Raw genomic sequence first — 957 nt, 5'->3', positions numbered from 1 at the left:
CAGCTCGACCCGGCGGACATCGTCGGCGACGTGCCGCACGTGCTGCCGACGCCCGACCCGGTGCTCGGCGGCCGGCCCCTGACCGTGGGCTGGGTGACGTCGCCGCCCGCGGCGGGCTCCGGCGGCCACACCACGCTGTTCCGCATGGTCGAGGGGCTGGAGGCGCGGGGTCACAAGTGCGTCGTGTTCCTCTACGACCGGCATGGCCTGGACATCGTCCAGCGCACCGCCGAGCTGCGGCAGGGCTGGCCCGGTGTGCGCGCCGAGGTGCGCGACGCCCGCGCGGGCATCAGCGGCATGGACGCGGTCGTGGCGTCGTCCTGGGAGTCCGCGCACGTGATCGTGTCGCGAGGCCTGCGCCCCGCCCACCGGCTGTACTTCGTCCAGGACTACGAGCCCTACTTCTACCCGCGCGGGTCGGAGTACGAGCTGGCGGCCATGACCTACCGGTTCCCGTTCCGGCGCATCGCGCTGGGCGACATGGTGGGCGGCTGCCTCACGTCCGAGCTGGGGCAGGACAGCGACGTGGTGCCGTTCGGCTGCGACACCGACACCTATCACCTGCCCGACGTCGAGCGGCCGCGGTCCGGCGTGGTGCTCTACGCCAAGCCGGACGTCGGCCGCCGGGGCTACCTGCTGGCCCGGCTCGCCCTGGAGCGGTTCCACCGCTCGCACCCGGAGCAGGAGATCCACGTGTACGGCTCGCGCCCCGCCGACCTGACGTTCCCGGTGACGTTCCACGGGCGCCTCACGCCGGCGGAGCTGAACGACCTGTACGGCCGCGTGCTGGCGGGCCTCGCGATGTCGTTCACCAACATCTCGCTGGTCGCCGAGGAGATGCTGGCCGCGGGCGTCGTGCCCGTCGTCAACGACTCCCCGCTGGCGCGCGCCGACCTGCCCAACCCCTACGTGGGCTGGGCCGAGCCGACGGCGGCCGGCATCGCGGCGCAGCTCGCC

At 73.8% G+C, this 957-nt stretch carries 1 protein-coding gene; it reads left to right on the top strand.

Annotated features, from left to right (window positions below; all coding sequences use genetic code 11):
- A partial coding sequence (locus tag PROKR_RS17125; protein ID WP_051433086.1) for a rhamnosyltransferase WsaF family glycosyltransferase occupies positions 1 to 957 on the top strand: 957 nt, incomplete at both ends.

Source organism: Promicromonospora kroppenstedtii DSM 19349 (assembly GCF_000515355.1).
GTDB lineage: Bacteria > Actinomycetota > Actinomycetes > Actinomycetales > Cellulomonadaceae > Promicromonospora > Promicromonospora kroppenstedtii.
Note: the sequence above shows the minus strand (reverse complement) of the source record. Positions and strands in the feature narration are given on the sequence as shown.